At 58.3% G+C, this 19038-nt stretch carries 19 protein-coding genes; 10 read left to right on the top strand and 9 right to left on the bottom strand.

Going from position 1 to position 19038, the window contains the following annotated elements:
- Positions 1-2: 2 nt before the first annotated feature.
- The 6 genes from AC2FLG_RS18220 to AC2FLG_RS18195 all read right to left on the bottom strand — a co-directional run bounded on the left by AC2FLG_RS18220 (position 3) and on the right by AC2FLG_RS18195 (position 8234).
- Positions 3-1109 (bottom strand): saccharopine dehydrogenase family protein, encoded by a 1107-nt coding sequence (locus AC2FLG_RS18220; RefSeq protein ID WP_281973853.1) that lies wholly within the window; start codon positions 1107-1109, stop codon positions 3-5.
- Positions 1110-1248: 139 nt separating this feature from the next.
- Positions 1249-2958 carry an ABC transporter ATP-binding protein gene (locus AC2FLG_RS18215; RefSeq protein ID WP_271950949.1) on the bottom strand — a complete coding sequence of 570 codons (1710 nt, stop codon included), beginning with the start codon at positions 2956-2958 and terminating at the stop codon, positions 1249-1251.
- 4 nt (positions 2959-2962) lie between these two features.
- Positions 2963-3913, bottom strand: coding sequence for an ABC transporter permease (locus AC2FLG_RS18210; protein WP_271950952.1), 951 nt, complete (start codon positions 3911-3913; stop codon positions 2963-2965).
- On the bottom strand, positions 3910-4887 hold the full coding sequence (locus tag AC2FLG_RS18205; protein WP_496707427.1) for an ABC transporter permease: 978 nt from the start codon (positions 4885-4887) through the stop codon (positions 3910-3912). The genes AC2FLG_RS18210 and AC2FLG_RS18205 overlap by 4 nt, the downstream gene beginning before the upstream one ends.
- Before the next feature lie 96 nt (positions 4888-4983).
- Positions 4984-6549 (bottom strand): ABC transporter substrate-binding protein, encoded by a 1566-nt coding sequence (locus AC2FLG_RS18200; protein WP_496707426.1) that lies wholly within the window; start codon positions 6547-6549, stop codon positions 4984-4986.
- A gap of 104 nt (positions 6550-6653) precedes the next feature.
- A complete protein-coding gene (locus AC2FLG_RS18195) occupies positions 6654-8234 on the bottom strand; it encodes an ABC transporter substrate-binding protein (protein ID WP_185956712.1) in 1581 nt (526 codons plus the stop codon).
- A 567-nt stretch (positions 8235-8801) separates the two neighbouring features.
- On the opposite strand from AC2FLG_RS18195, the gene AC2FLG_RS18190 reads away from it, so the two are divergent.
- The 4 genes from AC2FLG_RS18190 to AC2FLG_RS18175 are packed head-to-tail and all read left to right on the top strand — an operon-like array spanning position 8802 to position 12028.
- Positions 8802-10289, top strand: a complete 1488-nt coding sequence (locus AC2FLG_RS18190; RefSeq protein WP_496707424.1) for an FAD-binding oxidoreductase — start codon at positions 8802-8804, stop codon at positions 10287-10289.
- Positions 10286-10696, top strand: coding sequence for a hypothetical protein (locus tag AC2FLG_RS18185; RefSeq protein WP_496692670.1), 411 nt, complete (start codon positions 10286-10288; stop codon positions 10694-10696). Before AC2FLG_RS18190 ends, AC2FLG_RS18185 begins: the two co-directional genes overlap by 4 nt.
- The gene (locus tag AC2FLG_RS18180) at positions 10693-11745 is read left to right on the top strand and encodes a hypothetical protein (RefSeq protein ID WP_496707423.1); all 1053 of its coding nucleotides are present in this window, start codon (positions 10693-10695) and stop codon (positions 11743-11745) included. The genes AC2FLG_RS18185 and AC2FLG_RS18180 overlap by 4 nt, the downstream gene beginning before the upstream one ends.
- Entirely contained in the window at positions 11735-12028 is a 294-nt protein-coding gene (locus AC2FLG_RS18175; protein ID WP_496707421.1) for a hypothetical protein, read from the top strand. Before AC2FLG_RS18180 ends, AC2FLG_RS18175 begins: the two co-directional genes overlap by 11 nt.
- 51 nt (positions 12029-12079) lie before the next feature.
- On the opposite strand, the gene AC2FLG_RS18170 is transcribed toward AC2FLG_RS18175, so the two are convergent.
- From AC2FLG_RS18170 to AC2FLG_RS18160, 3 genes are read right to left on the bottom strand one after another with little or no spacing between them, the layout of a single operon-like run.
- Complete coding sequence (locus AC2FLG_RS18170) at positions 12080-13036, bottom strand: sensor histidine kinase (RefSeq protein WP_496707420.1); 957 nt, start codon at positions 13034-13036, stop codon at positions 12080-12082.
- The gene (locus tag AC2FLG_RS18165) at positions 13033-13710 is read right to left on the bottom strand and encodes a response regulator transcription factor (protein ID WP_496707418.1); all 678 of its coding nucleotides are present in this window, start codon (positions 13708-13710) and stop codon (positions 13033-13035) included. The genes AC2FLG_RS18170 and AC2FLG_RS18165 overlap by 4 nt, the downstream gene beginning before the upstream one ends.
- Positions 13707-15188 carry a DUF4153 domain-containing protein gene (locus AC2FLG_RS18160; RefSeq protein WP_496707416.1) on the bottom strand — a complete coding sequence of 494 codons (1482 nt, stop codon included), beginning with the start codon at positions 15186-15188 and terminating at the stop codon, positions 13707-13709. Before AC2FLG_RS18160 ends, AC2FLG_RS18165 begins: the two co-directional genes overlap by 4 nt.
- Positions 15189-15346: 158 nt before the next feature.
- Between AC2FLG_RS18160 and AC2FLG_RS18155 the strand changes: the two genes are divergently transcribed.
- The 6 genes from AC2FLG_RS18155 to AC2FLG_RS18130 all read left to right on the top strand — a co-directional run bounded on the left by AC2FLG_RS18155 (position 15347) and on the right by AC2FLG_RS18130 (position 18858).
- Complete coding sequence (locus AC2FLG_RS18155; RefSeq protein WP_496707414.1) at positions 15347-15718, top strand: YciI family protein; 372 nt, start codon at positions 15347-15349, stop codon at positions 15716-15718.
- Positions 15719-15722: 4 nt separating this feature from the next.
- Complete coding sequence (locus AC2FLG_RS18150; protein ID WP_496707413.1) at positions 15723-16958, top strand: RNA polymerase sigma factor; 1236 nt, start codon at positions 15723-15725, stop codon at positions 16956-16958.
- A 67-nt stretch (positions 16959-17025) separates the two neighbouring features.
- Positions 17026-17412, top strand: a complete 387-nt coding sequence (locus tag AC2FLG_RS18145; protein WP_496679467.1) for a VOC family protein — start codon at positions 17026-17028, stop codon at positions 17410-17412.
- 24 nt (positions 17413-17436) lie between these two features.
- A complete protein-coding gene (locus tag AC2FLG_RS18140) occupies positions 17437-17835 on the top strand; it encodes an MAPEG family protein (protein WP_496679462.1) in 399 nt (132 codons plus the stop codon).
- Positions 17835-18179, top strand: coding sequence for a TfoX/Sxy family protein (locus tag AC2FLG_RS18135; protein ID WP_496679459.1), 345 nt, complete (start codon positions 17835-17837; stop codon positions 18177-18179). Before AC2FLG_RS18140 ends, AC2FLG_RS18135 begins: the two co-directional genes overlap by 1 nt.
- Positions 18180-18195: 16 nt before the next feature.
- Positions 18196-18858 (top strand): DUF2461 domain-containing protein, encoded by a 663-nt coding sequence (locus AC2FLG_RS18130; RefSeq protein WP_496707411.1) that lies wholly within the window; start codon positions 18196-18198, stop codon positions 18856-18858.
- The last annotated feature ends 180 nt before the right edge of the window (positions 18859-19038 follow it).

Genomic DNA, 19038 nt, shown 5'->3' with positions numbered 1-19038 from the left:
TCTCAGGCCGCCTTGTTCTGTTTGGTTATGTCCCCGGTGCGGTAAAGCTGACCGAATTCGGTGTTCAGGAAATCAGATAGGTTCACCTGCTCTTGCCGCACGAACCCTTTGCCGGGCAAAGCACCCGTTCGCATCAGATCAACCACACCCAGAACACCGGCAGCAGTGGTGATCTGAATGGCGCTCCAGACCTGACCATTGAGGGTACGGGCATAAGATTTGTTGATCAGGGATTTCTCGCGCAGAGCCCCATCGATCATGCCTTTTGCGGTGCAAAAAACCAGAACCACATCCTGATCGGTCCGCGGCAGCGCGGTCTCGAAGATTTCCTTCATCAGGTCGCGACGACGTTCCAATCCAAGATCATTCAGCAGCAAACGCAGAATATCACGGTGTCCCGGGTAGCGGATCGATCGGTACGACACGTCCCGCGCCTTTCCGTCCAGGGTTTCTGGCAAAGTGCCCAACCCGCCCGAGGTATTGAAGCATTCATATTCCACCCCGTCATGACCCAAACGCTCGTAATCCTCAAGCGGAGCGGTCTTGACCCGTTCGCCATTCACGATGGCATCGCACGGATTGCAATATTCGTTGATCAGCCCATCGGTGGACCAGGTCAGATTGTACTTCAATGCGTTGGTGGGATAGAGCGGCAGCGCCCCGACCCGCATATGCAGGCTGTCCAGCGTATCGAACTCGGCAGCCAAGGCCGCGCCGGCGATACCGACAAAACCCGGTGCCAACCCGCATTGCGGCATAAACGCCGTCTCGCTGTCGGCGGCCAACTCGCGCACTGCGTTGGTGGCGGCAACATCTTCGGTCAGGTCAAAATAATGCGCGCCGGCCGATTTGGCGGCTTTGGCAATCCGTGGGGTCAGGAAAAACGGAGCCGCCGAGATAACCGCATCGAAACCGTTCAGACCTTCAGCCAGCTGCGTTTCATCGCTGACATCAATCTGGCGGGTCGAAACTCCCTGCCGATTCAGCACGGACAACGCCGCCAGATCGCGGTCGGCAACCGTGACCGAATAGTTGGATGAAGATTGCAGCAAAGTCGCGATCATCTGACCGATCTTGCCTGCTCCGATGACACAGATATTCCAGCTCAAAACGCGCCTCCTCTTTCGTTTCAGAAAGTATGAAGGCACAGTTGTTCAATCTGCAGAGGCAATCTTGACGAAAACGTCAAAACTATCGCCATATTGACGGACCTTCCGTCATACCGCCAATACTGGAATCGTCACTGCCTCAGGATTCGGCGTCCAACCCCTCGGTCGACAGGTCATCCAACCTGGGCATCAAACGCAACAATTCGCGGGCATAATCCGTCTGGGGGTTGGCGAACAAGTTATTGGTTTCCTGCAACTCGACAATTTGGCCCTGTTTCATCACCGCCACTCGGTCGCACATCTGACGTACCACCGGCAGGTCATGACTGATGAACAGCAGGGTCAGGCCCAGATGTTCCTGCAGGTCCTTCAAGATGTTCAGAATCTGCGCCTGAATGGACACGTCCAGCGCGCTGGTTGGCTCGTCACAAATCAGGAATCGCGGTTGCGTGGCCAGCGCACGTGCAATCGAGATACGTTGCCGCTGTCCGCCCGAGAATTCATGCGGGTATTTCTGCCCGGCCTCATGGCCGAGTCCCACCTGATCCAACAACTCATCGACGCGGCGTTTGATATCTGCACCTTCCATCAACCTGTGATGGCGGATCGGCTCGGCCACGATCTCATCCACCCGCATACGGGGATTGAGCGAGGAATACGGGTCCTGAAAGATCATCTGGATGTTCTTGCGATAGGCATCCAGCGCGGTCCGATTGGTCAGATCGCTGACCACCTGCCCGTCGAATGTAATCGTGCCGCCATCCACAGGGTACAACCCTGCAATCATCCGTGCGACAGTCGACTTGCCCGAGCCGGATTCACCCACAACGCCAAACACCTCGCCTGCGCGGATGTCGAAACTTACCTCGTCAACGGCGGTGAAATAGGTGCGGTCCCAGGGCAACAGGCCTTTGCGTTGCAGGAACTTCTTGGTCAGGTTGCGGATTTCGAACACCGGTTTGCTGGTGTCATTATCCACCTTGGGCCAGTGGCGGGCCATGTCTTCGATGGCAAAGCGTGTCTCGCGTCCACCATAGCTGATCTGGGGAAAGCGATGCAGTTTCAGGGTCGGGCGCGGCACGGCAGCGATCAGCGATTTGGTGTATTCATGGGTGGGCTGCCCCATCACCTGCGCGGTCGGGCCGGTTTCGACAACCTTGCCCGCATACATCACCGTCACCTTGTCCGTCGTGTCCGCGATCACACCCATGTCGTGGGTGATCAGGATGACGCCCACCTGACGTTCCCGCGCCAGTTCTTTGATCAGGTCCAGAATCTGCGCCTGAACCGAGACGTCCAGCGCCGTGGTCGGCTCATCCGCGATGATCACATCCGGTTCGGTACACAAGGCAAGCGCGATGACCACACGCTGCCGCATCCCGCCCGAGAACTGGTGCGGATACTGGTCCAGCCGCGTGTCCGGATCAGGAATGCCAACCCGGTCAATCAGATCGCGCGCGCGTTGGTTCGCCTCGGCATCCGTGCCGCCCAGATGGGCCTGAATGGTCTCGGTCAGTTGTTCGCGCACGGTGAATAACGGGTTCAGCGAGGTCAGCGGGTCCTGAAAGATCATCGAGATCTTTTTGCCGCGCAGCCCCCGCATCGCCTCGGCATCCAGACCACTGATCTGGTCACCGCTCAGCTGGATCGTGCCGCTGGCAATACGGCCGGGGCGATCCAACAATCCCATGATGGCCGCGCCAATGGTGGATTTACCGGCCCCGGATTCGCCAACCAAGCCGTGGATTTCTCCGGGTTCAACCGACAGGTCCACATGGTCCACGGCTGTGAACAATTTGCGGCGGGTGGGGAATTCGACCGTCAGGTCATTGATCGTCAGAAGGCTCATGAAATCACCGCAGCTTGGGGTTCAGCGCATCGCGCAGCCAGTCGCCCAGCAGGTTCACAGACAGGGCCAGCGCCAACAGGGTGCAGGCCGGGAAGAACAAGATCCACCACTCACCCGAGAACAGGAAGCCCTGCCCGATGCGGATCAGCGTGCCCAATGACGGCTGGGTTGGTGGTGCCCCTACGCCGAGGAAGCTCAGCGTGGCTTCGGCAATGATCGCCAGCGCCAGTGAGATCGTGGCGATGACCAGAACCGGGCTGAGTACATTGGGCAGGATGTGGCGGAACATGATCGGGAAAGAACCGCGCCCGATCAGGCGGGCGGCCTGCACATATTCCTTGTTCTTTTCCACCAACGCAGCACCGCGGACGACCCGGGCAAACTGCACCCAGTCGGACAGGGCAATGGCGATGATCAGTACATAGATCGCCATCTCGTCACGATATTCGGGTGGGGTCACGCCTTTGGCGATGCCAAAGATCAGCATAGCGACCAGAATGGCCGGAAAGGTCAGCTGCACATCTGCGACCCGCATGATCAGCGTCTCGACCCAGCCGCCGAAATAGGCCGCGACCAGCCCCAGAACAACTCCGATGATTAGCGCCAGCAGCACCGCCGCAGCGCCGACAAACAGGGATATGCGCATCCCATAGAGGATGGTCGAGAACACATCCCGCCCCTGATCGTCGGTGCCCAGCAGGAACGTGTCCTGCGTAAAGGCATTCGGTGTGCCCGGCGGTGTAAATCCGTTCATCAGGTTCAGCGTTGCCGGATCAAACGGGTTATGCGGCGCAATCAGCGGGGCCAGTATTGCCGCCAGCACCAGCAGAACCACAACAAATGAGGCAACCATCGCCACGGGTGAATGACGGAAGGACCATGCGAAATCGCTGTCCCAGAACTGGGCCAGTCGTGATTTGGGCACTTGTCTCGAGGTTTCAGAAGTATCGGTCATGTGGCCCTCGCGTCGACACGCAGGCGCGGGTCAATGGCATAGTACAAAAGATCGACGATCAGATTGATCGACACGAACATGACCGAGATCAGCATCAGATACGCGGCCATGACAGGGATATCGACAAACTGGATCGCATTTATGAACAGCAGGCCCACACCGGGCCACTGAAACACCGTCTCGGTGATGATGGCAAAGGCGATGATCGAGCCCAGCTGCAACCCGGTGATGGTGATCACCGGCACCAGCGTATTTTTCAGCGCGTGGCGAAAATTGATCACCCGGTCCGACAGCCCACGCGCACGTGCAAATCGGACATAGTCGGCACGCAGGACCTCAAGCATTTCCGACCGCACCAGCCGCATGATCAGCGTCATCTGATACAGGCCCAGCGTGATCGCCGGGAGGATCAGCGCCTTGAGCCCCGAGGTCGTCAGGAACCCCGTGGACCAGCCGCCAATCATAACGGTCTCGCCCCTCCCAAAGCTGGGTAAAAGATCCAACTCGACCGAGAATACATAGATCAGCAATATCCCGATCAGGAAAGTTGGCAGGGAAACCCCGATCAACGACACGGTCATGATGATATTCGCCGCCACCCCCTGTCGTCGGATCGCTGTGAAAACACCCAGCGCGATGCCAAGGGTGATGGCCAGAAAGCCCGACACAAAGGCCAGCTCCAATGTCGCGGGGGCGCGTTCGGCTATGATGGTCGAAACCGGTCGGCCTTGCCGGTAGGACACGCCAAAATTGCCCTGCACCGCGCCTTGCAGGAACTTGAAATATTGCACTGGAAACGGCTGATCCAGACCAAGATCGGACCGCAGCCGGTCGATATCGGCCTGCGTACGTTCCTGCCCCAGCATGTTGTCGATCGGATCACCGACAAAGCGGAACATCGAAAAGGCAACCAGACCCACGATCAGCAGCACGATCACGGATTGGAACATCCTTTGGACAATATAAGCGAACATTCGTTTTCCTCGTTGATCGGACTGTCTATGCAGGCCCGGGCGGGGTGGTCAAGATACCGCTAACGCAAGCTAGCGTTTTCTGGCCCCGCCCCGGTTTCAGTTCACCGTTACCCAGCGCAGCAGAAAGAAGTTGTCCGGGCGCTGTGTCAGTTCGACATTGCTGCGTGTGCCCCAGACCAGAGGTTGCACATACATCGGCACATAGACCTGTTCGTCCTGAATGATCTGCGTGACCTCATCCAGCATCGCCTGCCGTTTGCCCGCATCCAACTCGGACTGGATCATCGGCAGCAGCTCATCCACCCGCGCGTTCGAAAATCCGCCGAAATTCCAGCTGCCCAGCTTTTTCTCTTCGTTTGGAGTGGCCACAAGGAAGCGCACGGGGTGTTCGGCATCAAATGTACCGGGGCTCCATCCCAGCAGGTACATATCGTATTTGCCTTCCCGGAGTTCCGGCCAGTAGTTACGGACCGGCATGGCATCCAGTTCCGCAGTGATCCCGATCTGGGCCAGCATGCTGACAACCGCCTGGCAAACGGCCTCATCATTCAGATAGCGGTCATTGGGGCATTTCAGCCCGAACGAAAACCCATCTGCATATCCGGCCTCGGTCAGCAGGGCCCTGGCGGCATCGACATCAAAGGCGGGACGGTCTGCATTCGCCTCGGAATAACCACTCATCGCCGGGCTAACCAGTTGCGAGGCCGCTTCGGCATTGCCCCGCATGATAGTCGCCAGAATGGCATCCACATTCACCGCCTGCGCTACCGCCTTGCGGACGCGCGGGTCACGGAATGGGTTCGGTTTGCCCGCATCGTCGCTGTATTTCAGCGCCTCGGCCTGATGATCGAACCCCAGCATGATGACGCGGGCCTCGATCCCCTGAATAACGTCGACATCCCCGTTTTCCTTCAGGCGTGCCACGTCCTGGATCGGCACCGGGTTGATCATGTCCACATCGCCTGACAACAAGGCTGCAACCGCTGTCGCCGGGTTTTGGATCGGAGTGAACTCAGCACTTGTGATGTTGTGGTCGGCCTGATCCCACCAGCCGTCAAAGGGCTCAAGAACCGTGCGCAGGCCGGGCTCTCGTGCCGCAAGTTTGAAGGCGCCTGTGCCGTTGGCGTTCAGGGTGGCGTAATTCCCGACCTCTTTGTCGGGCACCGCTGCGTCATTGGCCTCGGCCCAGCCCTGATCCATGATCATCCAGTTGGCGATTGAGGATGGGAATAACGGGTTCGGCGCAGTCGTCATGAAATCGACCGTATAGTCGTCGACCACGATCACCTCGCTGATGGGCGCGAACCAGCTGCGGGTATCCGCCGCCTCGCCCGAGGCGCGCTGATAGCTGAACAGAACGTCCTGCGCATCAAAGCTGCTGCCGTCATGGAAGGTCACACCCTCACGCAGTTTAAAGCGCCAACCTTCGCCGTCACCAATCGTCTCCCAGCTGACGGCCAGCGCGGGTTGAACGCTCATGTCCTTGTCGCGACGCACGAGGCCCTCATAGACATTGTTCAGAAACCCCAGAACCGGGGCCGAGTTGACCGCGTGCGGGTCCATCGTCTGCGGGTCAGTGGTCGAGGCCCATTTGAATTCGGCGGCCTGAACGCTGGTGGTGGCCAGCAAGGCCAATGCAATGGCGCTGTTCCTGAGGGTCATGGCGAAATCTCCCTTTGTTGCCCCGCAATGCGGTGTTGCGCTTAACAATAGCGCAAAAGGCAGGGCGCGATACCGCGCCCTGCCAAATCACTGATCTGAATGGCTTAGTTCAGAGTGAAGTATTTGACCTTGGGTTGATCTTCGGCATCCACTTCGATGCCCACACCGTCGGCCATGCCCCAGTTCAGAACCTGGTGATGAATGGGGATGTAAAGCGCTTCGTCCTGCACAACCCGCCAGATGTCGGCGATGTCGGCATTCCGAGCGTCAAGATCGGTATTCGAGGCAAGCGACTTGATCTTCCCGTCCAGCGCATCGTCCTGATAACCGGTGCCGTTCCACGTGCCGATGTCATCTTCGCGTCCATGAACAAGGAAGTTGAAGATGTATTCCGAGTCATATGTCGGCACACCCCAACCCAGCATGTAGAAATCTGTCTTGCCATCGGTGATCAGCGGGAAATGCTGCGCCTTTGGCTTGGCGTCCAGATTCACGGTCACGCCGATCTGGCCCAGCATCCCAACAGCCGCCTGACAGATAGCTTCATCGTTGATGTACCGATCATTCGGGCAGTCCAGCCGAAGCGAGAAGCCATCGCCATAACCTGCCTCTGCCATCAGTTCCTTGGCCTTGGCCAGATCGGTGGAGGATTCGCCGTCCATGTCAGAGGTCCAGCCATTCACAAAGGGCGGTGCGATCATGCCTGCAGGCTGCGACTGGCCGCGCATCACGACCTGCTTGATCGCATCACGGTTAATCGCCATCGACATCGCTTGACGCACCCGCACATCGGCCAGAGGGTTCTTGCCGTCCACGTTATCCGCCTCGATGTCGTCGGCACCCTGGTTCATACCAAAGAAGATCACCCGGTTCTGCGGGGCTTGCTTGACCATCAGACCGTCGACACCATTGACGCGTTCAATGTCCTGCACCGGCATATCCTGGAGGAAGTTCACCTCACCCGACAGCATCGCCGCAACGCGAGTCGCAGCGTTCTGGATCGGGGTATAGATGATCTCGGTCACTTCCATCGGGAACTGGTCGATGCCCCAATAGTTGTCGTTGCGCACCATCACCGTCTTGATGTCAGGCTCGCGGCTTTGAAGAACATAGGGACCCGTTCCGTTGGCATTGGTGGTGGCATAGGTGATTTCGCCACCTTCGAAATCCTGAACATTGACGGTGTCATTCGACTCGGCCCAGCCCTTGTCCAGAATGAACAGGTTTGTCAGGTTCGACGGCAGGATCGGGTTCGGACCATCTGTGACAATCTCGACGGTGAAATCGTCAACTGCACGCACTTCGACGATCGAGCCGATCAGCTCTTTCATGTCGGAATTAGGTTGCTTGGCACGGGTAAAGCTGAACACCACATCTTCGGCGTTGAAGTCCGCACCGTCATGGAATTTCACGCCTTCGCGCAGCTTGAAGACCCAAACATTCGGGTCATCGGCCTTGGGGCCCCACTCGGTCGCCAGCGCGGGCTCGAATGCACCGGTCACGTCGCGGATGATCAGAGGCTCGTAAATCTGGTGTCGCACGGTGTGCGTCGGACCTTCATTCTGCGAATGCGGATCCAGCGTCAGCGCATCACCGGCCCGCGCCCAGCGCAGCGTTTCCGCCGAAGCGCCCGCCGCCATCAGCGCCGTCGCACTTGCAGCGATCATCAGGTTTCTTAGAATCATTTGTAACTCCCCTTTTTGTTAATATCGCCCTTTGGACGACAGACCATTTTTACGGCCTTGGTGGTCCTGATCATCCAGATCATCGTTACAGTTGCAACACCTGATTGAGCATAAAAACGGCAGTTTGGCGGATGCCCCGACGCAAATCTGCCGTGCGCGCATGAACTTACGTAGCGGAAAGCTTACGCCAAGCTGTGACCTCTGACCGTCTTACAAGTACGGATTTCCGCAGTTTGCAAAACATGCCTTCCGGTTGAACATTCCGGGAATGAAGCCAAGTTTCGAGCCACTTGCGGTCAATAAACTGGTCCTTGGACCTTGCCCGAATCTGCTGACCACGGCGTATCGCCATGCTGCAGGTACCCGTCGGCCTGATCTGGGGCAACTAGGACACCTTTACGCCGGTACAGCAGGCCATGGACTTGCACATTCTTCGACCCGATGCCCAAATGGACACCTTGGCAGGGGTCAGGCACATACCCCGGATTGAGGCCCGCAGGCATTTCAAACTGCGCTTAAAAACATTCTTGATCAGATGTCCCAGTTAACTTCGGGAGAAATCGAAAGATGAAAACATTTACCAGAAGGGCGGCCTTGTTTGCCGGCGGAGGGTTTGCAGGATGGGCCGCGTCACGGTGGCTGGGACCGGACCTACCTGTCTATGAAGGCACAAAAAGGACATTTGCGGAAACCGGCGACAAAGTGATGAATGACGCCAGCGGACTGTCACCGACACCGATCCACAAACATCTGGTGCTCAGCGATGACCCCAGAGACACGCTGATCGCCACCATACGGCAAGAGCTTTCGGAGGCCAGATCAGAAGGACGCCCGGTCAACATTGGGGCCGCGCGGCATTCCATGGGTGGGCAAGCCATTCCCCGCAACGGCACAGCGATTACATTTGACAATGGATCGGTTCAGATCGACGGTTCAGCCGGGACCTATCTGGCCCATGCCGGAGCCCGCTGGTCACAGGTCATCTCAGCGCTTGATCCCGCAGGCTGGTCCCCCAAAGTCATGCAGTCAAATAATGATTTCGGTGTCGCCGCCACTTATTCGGTCAATGCACATGGCTGGCCAGTTCCCTTTGGGCCGATGGGGGCGACGGTCCGGTCGTTGCGCATGATCTTGCCCTCGGGTGAGTTGTTGACCTGTTCGCCCACCGAGAACGCCGAGCTGTTCAATCTGGCGATGGGCGGGTACGGGTTGATCGGCGTGATCGTGGACCTTGAGGTCGAGATGGTTCCAAATTCACTCCTGACGCCGGGTTTCGACATTCTGGAAGCAGGAGCGTTTGCCTCGGCCTTTCGTGCGGCGATTGACAACTCGGCGGTCACAATGGCCTATGGCCGCCTGAATGTTGAACGCGATGCGTTTTTCGAGAAAGCGCTATTGGTGACATATCGCGAAGGCTCGGACCAGTCGGACCTGCCACCAGCGTCCGGGTCGGGGTGGATGTCGCATGCGGCCAGCCGTCTGTACCGGGCTCAACTGGGCAGCGAGCCCTTCAAATCCTTCCGTTGGTGGAATGAAACACGGCTGGGCCCAGCGCTGGGTTCGGGTGAGGCGACGCGGAACACTTTGATCAACGAACCGGTTGTGACTCTGGACGACCGCAACCCGGATCGGACCGACGTCCTGCACGAGTATTTCGTGGGGTTCGATGCGTTCGACGATTTCTTATCAGTGTGTCGCGCGGTAATTCCGGCCTCGTATCAAGAGTTTCTGAACGTAACGCTGCGCTATGTCGCACAGGACGATCAGGCTGTTCTGTCCTATGCAAGCGAACCGCGGATCGCCGCTGTCATGTCGTTCAGCCAGGAGCTGACCGAACGCGGCGAAGCCGATATGGCGCGGATGACCCGGGCGCTGATCGACGGGATCGTGGCGATTGGCGGAACCTATTACCTGCCGTACAGGCCACACGCGACACTGGATCAACTGACTGCAGCCTACTCCAATGCGGAAGGGTTTGCGCAGGCAAAACGAGAGCTTGATCCGCAACTGGTTCTGCGGAACAACCTTTGGGACAGCTATCTGGGGCGTCTATGAGCAACCTTCAAAAACTCTGTCTGATTTACTTTGTCGCGCTGATGATTGCCGCATCGCTGAACTATATTCCCGGCCTGACGGATCAGGATGGTCTGGCCTTTGGCATTTTCGCACTGGATATCTATGACGATGCGCTGCACGTGGCCTCGGCCCTTTGGGCGCTGATCGCCGGGCTGTTGTCACACCGCGCGGCTCGTAGCTTTCTGATCCTGTTCGGGCTGGCTTATCTGGGGGACGGCGTGTTCGGGTTTTTCACCGGTTATGGCTATCTTGATCTGGGTATCTTTACAAACCCATCGGCCGGGCCGGAATTGTCCCTGCCCCGCCTGTTTGCCAACCTGCCGCATCTGGCGCTTGGCGGCGTTGCCGCCTGGGCCGGGCTGCGGGACCGGAGACACACCGCATGAGGTTCCTGCTGTGGTGGACCAAACGGCTGATTCTGGTGTTGATCCTCGCCGGGATCGCGCTGGCTGCTCCGATCCTTTATGTGGAAACAAGCTGTCGTGGCGCGGATCAGCCGCTGGCCTATGCCACGCTGATCGACCCGGCACATCACCGGGCCGAAACCCGCACGCTGATGACTTATCCCGAGTGGCACATTGTCCACGCATACGAGGATTACGCCGAGGTTCTGCGCACTCAGGACCCCCATGATTACGGGTTCTGGAGCAGTATCACCGGGTTTTGGGGGTCACTTTGCGACCTGAACCGGAACGCCTCCGCTCTCGGTCAGGTTGATGGGGCCACCAAACAGATGGTCTATGTGATCGGTGCCAGCTTTTCCGCCGAGCTGGCGCTGAAGGCTGCCTATGAGGAAACCCTCGGTCGGCTGGCCTCTGCCTTGCGGGGCCCACAGCGGGCACCTCTGGATGATTTGTCGGCACAGCAGGCCGCCGTATATGCCGAGTTCCTACAACAGGTTCCGTGGTATAAATGGCCCTTCGCCGACGACGCCCAGAGCCTGGTCGAACAAAACAGCGGCAGCCTGCGCGACAGCGAGAGAGCGATTGCGCTGGGTCTGGAATACGGTGCCAAACAGGCCTATGCGGGCGTGATCGAACAGGCGGTTGCGCAGGTCGGCGCTGATGAGCTGACGCTGAGGATGATCATCACCGGCGCCAGTGCAGACAGCCTGTCTGCCTATCCCGGCGTGAAGGTTATCTCTGAAGGCCCAAACGGAGTTGAGATCGAAACGCCGCGCTACCGCACCCTGACCAACCTACTGGCGGAAATGGCCAGCGCGGGGGTCGAGATTGTCGAGATCGCTGGCAATGACGACATTCTGTTCACCGCCCTGTCGGATCAACCAACTGCGCCGGATGCAATCTCCAGCGCCCAACGACAAGGGTTCGGGGACTATCGTCATCTGATACTGGTCAAGGTTCCGGACCTCTCTCAGCGTCTGCGCCAGATCCAGGGGGACGGCCTGACGCTTGAGCATATCCATGACTATTAGATCACTCCTGACAACCATCCCCCTTATGGTGCTTGGATGGCTGTCGGTTCTGGTGGTCGTCGCATTGATAACGGACGAGGCCCCTGCCTATGTCGTGGTCTTTCCCTCAGAGGGGTTGATGCGAAATCTAGCGGATGATGTGGCGGTCATCGACTCTTCGCAAGTCAGTGTCACGGTCACATCGGATAGCAGCGGGTTCGCCCAATCGCTTTACCGGCAAGGGGCACGGCTGGTCCTGCCTGCGGGCCTGCCTGGTTGCCTTCCACTGCCTGCCCGACAGTGATCAATTCTGTCAAACATTCGGGGCCAATACACGAATGACCTATGGCCCCGATTAGAACCTGAAGAACCGCAATTCAAAGCACGCGCCACATGGGGCGGGCAGGTTTTCGATTTCACCGCGATGCGCAGACAGGATGTTACGGACAATAGCCAGACCCATACCGGTCCCGCCGCTTTCCCGGCGGGTGGTAAAGAATGGATCGAACACGCGGTCGACGTTACCGGGCGAAATCCCCGCCCCATTGTCGGACACGGTCAGAATAACCGCATTTCCAGCTTCTTCGGAACGCAGATCCACCGCGCTGGCCCCATGATCTTTGGCGTTTTGCAGAATATGGCCCAGAACGATCCGCAACCCCTCTGCCGAGATCGGGATTGCGATATCATTAGCCCCGGACAGGTTTAGTTCTAGCTGCGCCGCCGGCAGCGCATCGCGCAGGGTTGTCGTGCCGACATATCGGGCCTCACGCGCACGGGCGGCATCCCGAAGTGCTACAAGCTGGGTCTCGATCTGCTCCCGCGCCCCGTCGATCTGCGCGATTAGGGCTTTGGAGTCATCGCTGCCATCCGGGGTGTCCTGTAGCATCTCAACCGCCGCGCGGATTGCGGTTACCGGCGATTTCAGCTCATGCGTGACGTGATCGGTATAAGACCGGATGGTCGCCTCGCGGTCGCGCAGCGCCTCGGCCATGGTGACGACCTGAGTTGCGGTCTGGTGCAGCTCTTTGGTGCCGAAATGCTGGATTGAGGCCGCCTGGGTACCCGCCTCTTGCGCCCCGGCATAGGCCTGCAGGGATTTGATCGGGCGCAGCAGCAGGCGCACCAGCAACCAGCCCAGCCCCGACGTGGCCAGAAAGATCACCCCGCCCAGAACCAGAGCGGAATTCCGAAAGCCGAATTCCGGCCCCAGATAGCGCAGCGCCACCAGACCCGCGAAAGACAGGCCCAAAGTTCCGACCAGCGCACCGCCCAGCACAAATCCCAAGGAGGGCCGCCAGCGCCGGGTCACCCCAGCCTCCGCATCCGGATACCCTGACCATGCACGGTTTCCACCGCGTCGGGCAATCCAACCTGCGCCAGTTTGTTCCGCAAGTTCCGCAGATGGCTGTCCAACGTCCGGTCCGAGACCTGACTGCGCGCGCCCCATATCTCGGCAATCAGGGCCCTGCGAGAGACAAGGCGTTCGGGGTTGTCCAGCAACAAAGCCATGATCTGAAACTCGGTCCCGGTCAGGGCGATTTCAGCACCGTGACAAGCACAGTTTCTGGCCGTCCGGTCCAGGCTCAGCAGGCCGTGCCGCAGGATACCCGGCGCGGTCTGAACGCGATTGGCACGCCTTAGGATCACCTTGACCCGCGTCACCAGTTCGCGCGGGCTGAAAGGCTTGGTCACGTAGTCATCGGCCCCAAGCTCCAGCCCCAGAATCCGGTCGACCTCATCATCGCGGGCGGTCAGGAACAGGATCGGGACGTCCGAACGGGTTCGAATTTTCTGGCATACGGCAAAGCCATCCAGTTCGGGCAGGCCAACATCCAGAACGATCAGGTCCGGTTCGTCGCGAAACGTGCTGATTACGGCTTCCTGACCGTTGGCGGCGGTCGAAACGCTGTAGCCAGCGCGTTCCAGCCCCAGACGCACAACTTCACGCAACCGCGGATCATCATCGACAACTAAGATATTCATATACCCGGACCGATACTGCTCAGATCGGCACCATAGCGGGACAGGCGCCACTTTCGAAAGCCCCATTCCTGCCAGCTGTTGATCGGGTCAGCTTCAAAATAGCACAACGAATTCGGATACCCGTAGCTGATATGCATCCCGGTCATGGGCCCCAACGAACACAGATAGGCATAGTCCGGTTCGGACAGTTTCAGGTTTCGGGTCGCGATCACATGGGCAAAATTCACAAAACTGGCGCAATAGAGGACCAGAACGCTCAGAATGCCGGTTCGCGCGATCAACCAACTATTGGATTTCCTGAACGCTATTTGCCACCCAACCAGCGCCAGACCTGCCGCAACAAGACCAATCCAGATCTGCGCATAGATACGCAGGTAGGTCAGGCCATAGGTGCCGACATATAAATCCAGACGCATCAATGCCGCACCGCACAGAGCCACATTTTGTGCCAGCCACAACACCATCAGCGGTTTCAGCACCCGATTTTCATCCAGAAACGGCCGCGCCGCCAGGGCGAATGCACCGGCCAGCAGCGCCGTTACCAGCAACGGATATGCGCCGCGATGGGCATAGGATGCATAGCTCATCCCCTCGGGCAATGAGGCCCCGCCCAGCAGAATCGAAAGGTCCAGCACAGTCTGAACACCAATCAGTGCATTGAACACCCAGAGCGCCCGCAGGACCGAACCACCGTTGAGGCCGGGGATCGTCTGAGGGCCTGCGAATGGTCGCGGGTTCAGTCCGCGAAGCGGGTGATTGTCAACAAACGGCCAGATGATCAGCGCAATCCCGCCCCAGAACATGGCGCGCTGCAGCAGTTGACCGAAAGCGATATCTGGGGTGACAAGGGATTGGAATACCGGGTTCGCCTCGGCGAGCAGGGTCACAAAAACCATCGTCCCGCCAATCGGCAGACCCCAGTTGCGCAGGAACTGCCGAACCCGCTTCCAGCCGCCTCCGGCATCGCTGACAATCGTGGTTTTCAGGCCGGGTATCGCGCGGACCGGGCCAAGCCAGTTCTTTGGAAGATCAGTCAGAAACCCCAGCGCCAGCAAAAGCAGTTCCAGAACCTGGCCTTTCGGGTGCCTGACCCAGACAATCGCAAGGACGAGCCCGGACAAAAGAAACGCGACCGATAATGGTTGAACGAAATCCACGACCGGCAAAACACTCAGCACCAAAACCGTTGCGGGCATAAGCACCCCTTTGCCAGACCGATCCGCGGGCAGGCCGCACAAAAAGACCGCCACAGCAAAGACCGCCAGAGACACACCCGCCTGATGTCCCCAGAACAGGTAATCCGCCAGCGCGACCAGCAAGATAAACCCGATCACGCGCCATGCGCGACCATCGGTGGCAAACGCCAGGGTTGAACCCGGCGGGCCCTTGGTGCCTGAAATCACCGTCTCTTCCGACAGCCACCAAGCGTCCAGCGCCACAGAATTCGGAACTCCAGATATTATAAGTTGCTGCGCCATTTCTTCCCTCTTGTGTTTTAAGGGACTGGTTTGACCCAAAGGTCAGGAAGCTCGGGTGCAGAAGATCTGCAGAAACTGTGCAGATCGGTGAAATGAGTGTCGGATTTGCAAAGGCTCGCGCGTCCTAGCAGGATGAAACCAACATCGCGGAGGTAAAAATGATCTATGCAATCTCGATCTATGGTCAGGCGGGTGTGTTCGAAGCGTTGCCACAGGACCGTCAGGACGATGTCATGGCTGGACATACGGTGCTACAGAATGCCCTCAGGCAGCGCGGGGATTTCCTGTCCGTCAAACTGATGCCCCCGACTACGGCTGTCACAGTCGAACCCGCGGCTGCCGAGGCTCTGCAACCTATGATCGTCGACGGCCCGTTCGCTGAGACGAAAGAAAGTTTTCTGGGCTTATATCTGGCCGAGTTCAACGATCTGGATGAGGCGCTTGAACATGCGCGAATGATCTCGTCACCTGTTGCCCGGCTTGAGGTCCGCCCCGCCGCCTGGGCAGGCGGGTCGATGACCTTGGATTGACCGCGTGTCGGATTGGCTAGAGGCCACGTTCTTGCAGCAACGCCCGCAGGCCATCGCGGCCCTGACGCGGTATTTCCGGGACATCGACCTTGCCGAAGATGCATTTGCCGAAGCGTGTCTAAAGGCCCTGACCGTATGGGGCAAACAAGGCGCGCCGCGCGATCCGCTGGCTTGGCTTTTGACCACCGCCCGTAATGCCGGGCTGGATGGTTTGCGCAAATCCCAACGCCGCAGCGCAATCCTGACCCGCCACAGGGAAGAATTTCATTCCATGGCTGATGACCCACCAGATCCGGACGAGCTGCGCGACGATGTTCTGCGCCTGCTGTTCATCTGTTGTCACCCGGACCTAAGCCGGCAAGACCAGATTGCGCTGGCCCTAAAAATTGTTGCCGGGTTGCGTGTGGAAGAAATCGCCCGTGGTTTCCTTGTCAGTACAAAGGCAATGGAACAGCGAATTACCCGCGCCAAGAAAAGGATCGCAGGAAGTTCTGTCGCTTTTGAAACACCCACGCCACAGGAGCGGGCTGCGCGTTTGGGCGAAGTGTCTTTGATGATCTACCTGATGTTCAACGAAGGCTGGTCAACCTCGGGTGGCCCGGTGCAAATCCGGCTCAAACTATGCGATGAGGCGATACGTCTGGCCCGGCTGCTGGTTGCCTTGTTCCCGACGATGGCCGAGCAGATTTCACTGCTGGCCCTGTTGCTTCAGCAACATGCCCGTCGTGAAGCACGGCTAGACGATCAAGGTGATCTTGTAGCCTTGGAAGATCAGGACAGGGCCCTTTGGGACAAGGCCAACATCGCCGAAGCGACAGCCCTGATGCAAAAGGCCGAACGGCTGAACCAAGTGGGTGTTTACGGTATTCAGGCCGCAATCGCCGCCGTTCATGCGCATGCCAAATCGACAGAAGATACCGACTGGTCTCTGATCGAGGCGCATTATGCCGCGCTCTATCGCCTCCAGCCCTCGCCGGTTATCCGCCTGAACCAGATCGCCGCCGGGTCCAGGGTTCATGGCCCACGCCGCACGCTTGTTGCGTTGGATGCCGTGGCGAATGATCTGGCGTCTTATCGCTGGTTCCATGCCTTGCGCGCGGCAATGTTGCGAGAGATCGGCGATCTTCCCGCCGCGATCCAGTCCCTTAACCGTGTTCTGAACCTCGGCCCGACGGGACCGGAACGTGTGGCGGTACTGAAAGAAATCGCCGCCTGTGAAAAAGATTTGAACCAGTTGTAGGAAAGGCCGATCCTCACGCGTCCTTTGTTCAGTCCCGCATGCAGCGGGCAATCAAAGGGAGATAAAGATGAGCATTCTGGACATGACCACCGTTGGAAACTCGGGCTGGATCGGGCATTCCGGGCCAGACCAGACCAAGGCCAAGCAATTCTACAAAAATGTGCTGGGCTGGAACATTAACGAGATGCCGATGCAGGACGGGTCAAGCTATGCCGCCGCGGTGGTTGGTGAAACGCCAATCGGAGGGTTCTCGCCCATGCCCGAGACGGATGGAAACTGGACGATCTATTTTACGGTTGCTGATGTCGATAACAGCCTAGCAGCCGCAGTTGCACAGGGAGCCTCAGTCTTGCAACACGCCATAGATATGCCCGGGGTCGGCCGGATGGCCACTCTGAACGACCCACAAGGCGCACGGTTTGCGTTGATTACTTATGAAAGCATGGCGTCTTAATCTTGGGCAGACAGGAGAATTCCCATGGAACACACACCGCAAATCGCTCTGCTTGTTACAGCAATCTTTGTGCTTATGAGTATTCCGATGGGAATTCTTGTAGGCATCAGACGATCCCAGACCGGAGTTTTACTGCTGCACGGGGATGACGACGAGCTGCTGCGGCGGATTCGGGCACATGGGAACTTTACTGAATATGTTCCACTGGCCCTGCTGGCTTTGGCGGGGGCGGAGATTGCCGGTGCCTCAGACTGGCTGGTCGGGGGATGCGGTCTTGTGCTGTTGGTGGCTCGCGCCGTGCATTATGTCAGCCTGCGTTCCACCCCCGACGGCAAAGGTCGGGTGATCGGTGCCGCACTGACAACATTGGTGATGCTCGTCTTGTCCCTGTCAATTCTTTGGCAATTGGTGGGATCAGTCTGATGCCAAATGATGAACACCTGAATCAACGTATGCGCCTCGCCCTCGAGGCGCATATTGGAATTTCCGAAATGCGGATGATGGGTGGCACCTGCTTTTTTCTGAACGGCAATATGTTGTGCGGCGCGCGCCGCGACAAAGACGGGTTTGGACGGTTCATGTTCCGTGTCGGCAAGGCCAAAGAGACCGAGGCGCTTTCTAATCCGTTTGCAAACCCGATTGTCCACGGAAAGCGAAAACTCGGTGGGTTTGTCGTTGTAGACGAGGCCAACTGCGATCCGGCTGCGCTGGGTGACTGGCTGAGCCTGTGCCTGGCGCACGCCGCCAGCCTGCCGCCGAAAAGTTGAATATCAGGAGAAGATGATGGATCAGTTCCGCTGCTTTTCGCCCGAGGCCCTTCAGTTTCTTTCTGATCTGCGAGCCAATAACCGACGCGAGTGGTTTCACGCCAACAAACAGATCTATGAGGCTGCGATCAAGCAGCCCGCAGAACAATTTGCGGCTCAGATGTCACAGGCGCTGGCCGAAATGACGCACATGCCCCATTCGGCCAAGATCTACCGTATTCATCGAGACGTGCGGTTATCAAACGACAAGTCACCCTATAATCCTCATCTGCGCATGTCTTTCGTACCCTGGGATTGCGGAGACCAGCCCCCGCTTTGGCATTTCGGGCTGTCCCCGGATTGCCTGTCCCTTGGGTGCGGCGTCTTCCAATATGTAAAAGCAGCCCTAGAGAGGTATCGGACCGGCGTAGCAGGACCAGCGGGCAATGATCTCATGGCAATAATCAATGACCTTACGGCCAGGAATGTCAGGATCAGCGAGCCCGAGTTGAAGCGCGGACCGTCAGGCTATGCGAGTGATCACCCCCATCTGGACCTTCTGCGCCGCAAGGGGCTTACCGTTTGGACGGATCTTACCGCCCAACCCACCGTAACCCAGGCAGGTCTTAGGGAAGAATGTCTAAATCAATTTCAGCTCTTCCACCCGGTGTTTCGGGCCTTGCAGTCCCTTGGCACCTAGCAGACCTAACACAGGATCATGGTATCCCTTCGCCTTCTTCAACGCCAAGGGTCTCACGTTGAGCGGGTCAGGCAGCGAGGGTGCGTCACCAACATTGCTGCCCGTTTCCTACGGGTTGGCATTATCTATTACGGGTCCGTCACAGTGTTTTTCTCGTACTGCTTGCTTCCACGGTGCTTC

This window comes from Ruegeria sp. CDSA193, from assembly GCF_059611885.1.
The sequence above is the reverse complement of the archived record's forward strand: the minus strand, read 5'-3'. Positions and strand labels throughout refer to the sequence as shown.